Source organism: Devosia chinhatensis (genome assembly GCF_000969445.1).
In the GTDB taxonomy this organism is placed as follows: domain Bacteria; phylum Pseudomonadota; class Alphaproteobacteria; order Rhizobiales; family Devosiaceae; genus Devosia; species Devosia chinhatensis.
The window spans coordinates 592,690-600,000 of record NZ_JZEY01000061.1 but is presented as its reverse complement, the minus strand read 5'-3'; the positions used below and the strand labels follow the sequence as shown (position 1 = coordinate 600,000).

The 7,311-nt window shown below is 63.2% G+C and carries 4 protein-coding genes (1 of these 4 only partly in view); 1 reads left to right on the top strand and 3 read right to left on the bottom strand.

Going from position 1 to position 7,311, the window contains the following annotated elements:
* Both VE26_RS13175 and VE26_RS13170 read right to left on the bottom strand, forming a co-directional pair.
* Positions 1–2,328 carry the 5' portion of a TRAP transporter permease gene (locus VE26_RS13175; protein ID WP_046105671.1) on the bottom strand. It extends 306 nt beyond the left edge of the window, so 2,328 of the gene's 2,634 nt are visible here — the first part of the coding sequence; the start codon lies at positions 2,326–2,328; its stop codon lies beyond the left edge, outside the window.
* 92 nt (positions 2,329–2,420) lie between these two features.
* Positions 2,421–3,389: a TAXI family TRAP transporter solute-binding subunit gene (locus VE26_RS13170; RefSeq protein ID WP_046105670.1), complete on the bottom strand. Its 969-nt coding sequence runs from the start codon at positions 3,387–3,389 to the stop codon at positions 2,421–2,423.
* 189 nt (positions 3,390–3,578) lie between these two features.
* Between VE26_RS13170 and VE26_RS13165 the strand changes: the two genes are divergently transcribed.
* Positions 3,579–4,808, top strand: a complete 1,230-nt coding sequence (locus VE26_RS13165) for a D-amino acid dehydrogenase (protein ID WP_046105669.1) — start codon at positions 3,579–3,581, stop codon at positions 4,806–4,808.
* A 12-nt stretch (positions 4,809–4,820) separates the two neighbouring features.
* On the opposite strand, the gene VE26_RS17215 is transcribed toward VE26_RS13165, so the two are convergent.
* Positions 4,821–7,271: an ATP-binding protein gene (locus tag VE26_RS17215; RefSeq protein ID WP_052715910.1), complete on the bottom strand. Its 2,451-nt coding sequence runs from the start codon at positions 7,269–7,271 to the stop codon at positions 4,821–4,823.
* Between the last annotated feature and the right edge of the window lie 40 nt (positions 7,272–7,311).

Sequence of the window (7,311 nt, the reverse complement as noted above, 5' to 3'; positions counted from 1 at the left end):
CAGCCGGGTATAATCATTGCCCGAGATATCGATGCCTGAGAATTCGACCGTGAGGAATTCACCGGCCGGAACAGCGGCGGCGCGCTGCTCGATCTCGGAGGCCGGGGCACTGACCATGGCAGGGATGATGCGATCCATGACCTGGCCGGGGACGAACAGCATGAAGCAGGCAGCCAGCAGCATCGCACTTTCCCAGACGCGGCTGCGGGTAATGAAGATCTGCTGGGTCACAGATACGAACATCAGCATGCCGATCAAGGACATCGAGACCGTCAGCGCCAATCCCCACCACGAGGTGACGCCAATCATCAGCAATTGGTGGTTGAAGATGAAGATCAGCGGCAGGATGGCGGTCCGCATTTCATAGCGGAAGGCCTGGACGCCGGTGCGCACCGGGTCGGCGCGCGAAATGGCCGAGGCAGCAAACGAGGCCAGGCCCACCGGCGGCGTCACATCGGCCATGAGGCCGAAATAGAACACGTAGAGATGGACCGCGACCAGGGCCACGGCGAGACCGTTGAGCGAGGCCACTTCGACGATCACCGGGGCGATGAGCGTGGCGACGACGACGTAATTGGCCGTTGTCGGCATGCCCAGGCCCAGCACCATGCAGATGACGGCCGTCATCAGCAACATGACCAGCAAATTGCCGCCCGAGACCGAGATGACGATTTCGGTCATCACCAGACCGATGCCGGTCAGGGCGACGGTGCCGACGATGATGCCTGCGGCGGCGGTAGCAATGGCGATGGTGACCATGTTGCGCGAGCCGGTGACAAGGCCTTCGAAGAGGTCGACCACGCCCGAGCGCAAGGCCTCCATGACCTGTCTCTGACCGCGGAACAGGGCGATCAGCGGCTTCTGGGTGACGACCAGGATGATGAGCGCGCAGGTGCCATAAAAGGCCGAGAGCCCGGGTGACAGCTGCTCGACCATGAGGCACCAGACCAAGATGAAGACCGGCAGGATATAGTGAATGCCGGTGGGCGCGACCTTGGCGGTGTCGGGCAGGATGAGGTCGGGATTGTTGGGGTCTTCGTCGGCCAGATCAGGAAAGCGCGACCGGGCGGCCAGAAGGCCGAGATAGAGCAGGATGGTGCCGATGCCGACCGCCCAGCTGGCGCCGGCGCCGAAGACGTCCCGCGTCCAGCCGAGGGCAAAGCCGACCACCCAGCAGAAGATGACGAAGGCGGCCGCGGTCATGCCGAACAGGGCCATGCTCATCAGCGTGGAGCGGTAGCGCTTGCGGGGAAGCCCCTGCAGGTTGAATTTCCGCGCCTCGATGTCGACGACGTAGAACAGCGAGATATAGGTGAGGAGCGCCGGAATGATCGCGTGGCGGACCACTTCGGAATAGGGAATGCCGACATATTCGGCGATCAGGAAGGCCGCCGCGCCCATGACGGGCGGCAGGATCTGTCCATTGACCGAAGAGGAGACCTCGATGGCGCCGGCCTTTACCGGGGGATAGCCCACCCGCTTCATCAAGGGAATGGTGAAGGTGCCGGTGGTCACGACATTGGCGACGGAAGAGCCCGAAATGATGCCTGTTGCGGCCGAGCCGAGCACGGCGGCCTTTGCCGGTCCGCCGCGGAAATGGCCGAGCATGGCGAAGGCGACCTTGATGAAATAATTGCCGGCGCCGGCACGCTCCAGCAACGCGCCAAACAGCACGAAGAGAAAGACGAAGGCCGTCGATACGCCAAGGGCGACGCCGAACACGCCTTCGGAGGTCAGCCAGTACTGGGTGGCGGCGCGGGGGACGGAGGCGCCGCGATGGGCGATCAGGTCCGGCAGGTAGGGGCCGAAAAAGGCGTAGCAGAGGAACAGGATGCCGACGATGGGCAGCGCCACGCCCAGAGAGCGACGCGCGGCTTCGAGCAGCATGACGACGCCGATGACAGCCACGACAATATCGAGCGTGGTGGGCAGGCCCGGGCGCCGGGCGAGATCGGCCTGGAAGAGAAAAATATAGAGCGAGCAGCCGGCTGCCACTAGGCCCAGCATCCATTCGTACCAGGGCACATAATCACGTGGAGCCTTTTTGGTCGCCGGATAGGCGGCGAAAACCAGAAAGAGTGCAAAAGCCAGATGAATGGCGCGTGCCTCGGTGGCGTTGAAGACGCCGATGCGCAGCTGGAAGGGCAGGGGCGAAGCGTACCAGAGCTGGAACAGCGCCCAGGCGAGCGCGGTGAGGTAGAGCACCGTCCGCGCGGCCTTGCTGCGGGGTTCACGCCCACCGGTATCGGCTTCGGCAACGAGACGCGCCAGTTCTTCGCGGTCAGGGACATCACTGGATGCTGTGGCAGGCTTATGCTGGTCGGGCATGGCAAATTCCGCTGGGCGCACTGGACGCTAGAGCAAGAAACGGCGGCCCCCGAAGGGGTCGCCGCATAACAGGCTGGATCGTTGTGACCGGCTTAGAGCCAGCCGCGCTCCTGGTAATAACGCTCGGCGCCCGGATGCAGCGGCGCGGAGAGACCATCGGAGACCATGGCCTGCTCGGTCAGATTGGCCAGGGCCGGATGCAGGGACTTGAAGGTGTCGAAGTTCTCAAACACCGAGCTCACCAGAGCATAGACGGCGTCGTCAGGGGTGTCTTCGGACACGGCCAGGGCCGCCAGCACGCCGAAGGTGGCGGTGTCGCCTTCGTTGTTGGCATAGGTGCCGCCCGGAATGGTGACGCTGGCGTAATAGGGATATTCGCTCACCAGGCCGTCGATGTAATCGCCCTGAAGCGCGACGAGCTGCGCACCGCAGGTCGTGGTCGGGTCGGCAATATTGGCAGAGGGGTGGCCCACGCCATAGATGAAGGCATCGATCTGGTTGTCGCAGAGGGCCGGCCCATGCTCATCGGGGCGCAGTTCGGAGGTCAGCGCGAAGTCGTCGCGGGACATGCCGGCTGCATCGAGGATGATGTCCATCGAGGTCTGGGTACCCGAGCCGGGCGCACCGATATTGACGCGCTTGCCAGCCAGGTCCTCGAAGGTCTCGATGCCGGCATCGGCGCGAGCGAGGAGGGTGAAGGGTTCGGGATGGAGCGAGAAGACCGAACGCATGCCGTCCCAGGCGCCCTGCTCGGCGAAAGCAACTTCGCCGTTGACGGCATGGAACATCACGTCCGTCTGCGTCACGCCGAAGTCGAGCTCGCCCTGGCGGATGGCGTTGAGGTTGTAAACGGAAGCAGCAGTCGACTCGACCGAGCACCGAAAGCCATGCTCGGCGCGGGTTTCATTCATAAGACGGCAGATTGCGCCACCGGCGGCATAATAAACACCCGTTACGCCGCCCGTTCCGATAGTAATGAACTGCTGCTGTGCAATCGTGGGAAGCGCACTGCCCATAAGGGCGACACCCGCAATGGCAGAGACAATGAACTGCTTTGTCATGGGAATTTTTTTCCTTCCGTTTGGTCGACTAGGTGCAACCTTATGTATTGGACCGCTTGGGTCTCTGATTTAATAGAACAGGGAATCTTCTCAGCCCGCAACCCATGATGGCGGAAACTTGACAAGGTTCAGGCATTTTCGTGCCAGAAAGGCGCGGGCTGCGCAATTTTCGTCTAATGGAATGGCTCAATGGATATCATCGTTATCGGCGCCGGCGTGGTCGGGATCAGCTGTGCGTGGCGCTTGGTGCAGGACGGCCACCGTGTGAGCGTGATCGACAGCGCCAAGGCGGTGGGCAATGGCGCGAGCTTTTCCAATGGCGGGCAGCTGAGCTATTCCTATGTCGCCCCGCTTGCCGATCCCTCGGTCTGGGGGCAATTGCCCAAGCTGCTCACCGACCCGGCCTCCCCGGTGCAGTTCCGCCCCGGCTTCGATCCGTTCCAGTATCGCTGGCTGATGCAATTTCTCGCTGCCTGCACGCCAGAGCGCGCGCGGCGCACGATCGACCTGCTCGGCAGCCTTGCCGAGCGCAGCAAGCGAATTCTCCACGACAGCGCGTCCTTGCGCGAAATCGACTTCAACTGGACGCAGACCGGCAAGCTGGTGGTCTATTCGAGTGAGAAGAGTTACAGCGCGGCGAGGCGCTATGCCGAGCAGCAGGCGCAAAGCGGTACGGACAAGCGCGCCGTCCCGGTGGCGGAATGCCTGGCGCTCGAGCCGGCGCTTGCCGCCATTGCCGACCGGCTGGTCGGTGGCCTTTTCTCGCCCGGCGACGAGGCCGGCGACGCCCATCTCTTCACCAAGGGCATGGCGGGCCTGCTCGGCGAAAATGCGCTGATGCTCGATACCGAAGTGCGGGGATTTGTGCGCGAGGGGCGGACGATCAAGGCCGTGCGTACCGGGAGGGGCGATTTCGAAGCGGATATCTTCGTGCTGGCTGCCGGGGTCGCTTCACGGGCGCTGGGGCAAAGCGCCGGGCTCGACCTGCCGATCTATCCCCTCAAGGGCTATAGCGCCACGGCGCCGATTCCCGCAGCGGCGCCTGCCCCTTCGGTGAGTATCACAGACGCCGCACGCAAGGTGGTCTATGCGCGGCTGGGCGCGACGCTGCGCCTTGCGGGCGCAGCCGATCTGGTGGGGCACGATCTTGGAATCGACCAGCGCCGCATCGGACAATTGCTGTCCGATGCTCGGCACGATTTTCCCGACGCCGCCGATTGGCAGAATGCCCTTCTCTGGGCCGGGCAGAGACCGGCCACGCCCACCGGACTGCCGATTTTGGGACGCAGTCGCAGCGCCGAAAACCTGCTGCTCAATGTCGGACATGGCGCGCTGGGTTTCACGCTGGCGCTGGGCTCGGCCGAGCGGATTGCCGATGAACTGGCAGGCAGGCGCGTTCCCGCCGGATTTGCACTTTGATGGGCTTTCTCGTCAGCCAGCGGGGCCGCGCTGGAGGGCGCTGCGCACGGCGCGGGCCAGGGCATCGCGCTTGAACGGCTTGCCGAGCACCTCAATGTCACCCAGAGGGGCGGCGGTCTTGAGCGCAGATTTGGGATAGCCGGACATAAAGAGCAATGCGAAGCGGTGCTGGCGCTGCCAGAGGGTTTCGACCAGGGCCGGACCGCTCATGTCGCCCGGCAGGACGATGTCGCTGAGCACCAGATCGAAGGTTTCGCCCTTTGCGAAGAGTGCCAGAGCGGTTGCGGCATCCTCTGCCTCGACGACGCGATAGCCCAGTTGCCGTAGCGTATTGCGGGCGAAGACGCGCACCAAGGCATTGTCCTCGACGATCAGAATCGTCTCGGTGCCACCCTCCAAGGGTTCCTTGGCACTGATCTCCTGGGCCATGTCGCTGGCAGAGAAACTTTGCAGCGAGCGGGGCAGGTAAAGACTGATCGTGGTGCCGTGACCCGGCTCGCTGTAGAGGCTCACCTGACCGCCGCTCTGACGCGCAAAGCCATAGACCATGGACAGGCCGAGGCCCGTGCCGCTGCCTTCGGGCTTGGTGGAAAAGAAGGGGTCGAAGGCGCGTGCGGCAATGTCGGGGGGCATGCCCGTGCCGCTATCGGTGATGGAAATGCGCACATATTGGCCCATCTTGAGATCGACGCCGGGCATGCTGTCGCGCTGGTCGATTTGGATGCCCGCTGTCTCCATGACGATGCTGCCGCCATCTGGCATGGCGTCGCGCGCATTGATGACGATGTTGAGCAGCGCCGAGTCGAGCTGAGTGGCATCCACCCAGACCGACCAGACTTCATCGAGATTGAGCGTGATGGAAATTGTTTCGGGCAGGACCCGTCGCAGCATGGCCTGCATGGCGGAGATGTGACGATTGAGGTCGAGACTGCGCGGGGTCAGCGGCTGCTGACGGGCAAAGGCCAGCAATTGCCGGGTTAGTTCGGCCGCCTGCTCGGCGCCGTGCACGATGCCTTCGGCATTGCGCTTGCTCTCCTCGTCCATATCGAGATCGAGAAGGGCCTCGGCATTGCCGACGATAACGGTGAGCAGATTGTTGAAGTCGTGGGCGATGCCGCCGGTCAGCTGCCCCAAAGCTTCCATCTTCTGGGATTGATTGAGGCGCGCCTCCATGACCATGCGTTCGGTGACCCGCTCGGCCAGGATGGCAACGCCATCGAGGAAGGGATAGAAATGCAGCAGGTAGGTATCGCCACTCTGGGGCTGCTCGATCTGCACCTGAACCCGCTGCCTGCTGAGGGTGGCTTCAGCCAGTGCATTGCGGTTGCGCTCCTCACGCAGTTCCGGGAAGAGCTCGAATAACGGCCGGCCGATGACGTCGCCGCTTCCCAGCTTCTCGGCCGCTGCCGCATTGTATTCGGTGATGTTCAGATCGCGGTCGACGGCGATGAAGATGTCCTTGATACCGCCCAGAAGATGCTCGAACCTATCCATCGCCAGACGGCGTTCGGTCGCTGAAATCAAGCGGAGCCGGTCGATGAAATAGCCGCCGAGCACCATAGCCGTGCAGAACAAGATTGCGCCGAACAGGCCGAGCCTGAAGGTGCGCTGCCATTCGTTCATCAACGGGGATGTTGCGACGGCGACGGCCGTGGCGATAGGAAATGCTTCAGAGCGTTGCCAGGCAATCGCACGGCGCTGCCCATCGGCATAGGAGATCAGTTCCGTCGTGCCGCTGGCCTGGCTTGCCAGCAGCCGTTCGTAAAGCTGGCGCTGATCCTCGGGCTGGTCAAGAATGGCATCGGGAATGAACGGTTCGCGCAGCAGCAGCCTGCCGTCGAGGGCGATCCAGGTGCCGACGCCGGGTTCTGCCCCATAGGACGAGACCAAGAGCGGCGACAGCCGATCGATCGGTATCGTCGCTACGAGTATGGCGATCAGCGTCCCGTCTGCGGCCCGCACAGCGCGGCTCAGGCCGAAGATCCAGCGGCCCGAAGACGTTCCCAGCCGTCCCAGCCGCGCTGCACCGACAAAGACGCCCTCGACCTTTCCCTCGATATGGGCAAGGGCGTAATCAACATCGCCCAAGGGGAAGGGTTCTGGATAGACGTCTGTGGCCAGAGCAAAAACACGGCCGCGTGCGTCGAGCGCGAAAACCGAATTGGGAAGCTGCGTCGTCGCACGGGCAATGCGAAGCGCCTCCGAAAGGCGCGCGCGAAATTGCGGCGTGCCAATGGCATCGGTGACATTGTCGGCCACATAGAGCAGACTTTGGTCGACTTCGGTGAGCAGGGTCGCCGTCGACGTCGTCAGCGCCGATGCCTGCTGTTGAAGGCGATTGAGCGCGAAATCGTGGTAGACGCTCTGCTCGCGCACCGCAAAGGCGCCGGCCATGACAAGGAAGACCGCACTCGCCACGAGCGCCGCGATCAGCGTTCTCCAGGAAGAGGCCCAATTTCTCATTGAGGGTTTCGCCGCATGTCTCAGAGGACTGGCGCTAATT

Excerpts from the sequence above, each read along its gene's own strand:
- VE26_RS13165 (WP_046105669.1), top strand. The coding sequence starts at position 3,579 with ATGGATATCATCGTTATCGGCGCCGGCGTGGTCGGGATCAGCTGTGCG.
- VE26_RS17215 (WP_052715910.1), bottom strand. The coding sequence starts at position 7,271 with ATGAGAAATTGGGCCTCTTCCTGGAGAACGCTGATCGCGGCGCTCGTG.
- VE26_RS13170 (WP_046105670.1), bottom strand. The coding sequence starts at position 3,389 with ATGACAAAGCAGTTCATTGTCTCTGCCATTGCGGGTGTCGCCCTTATG.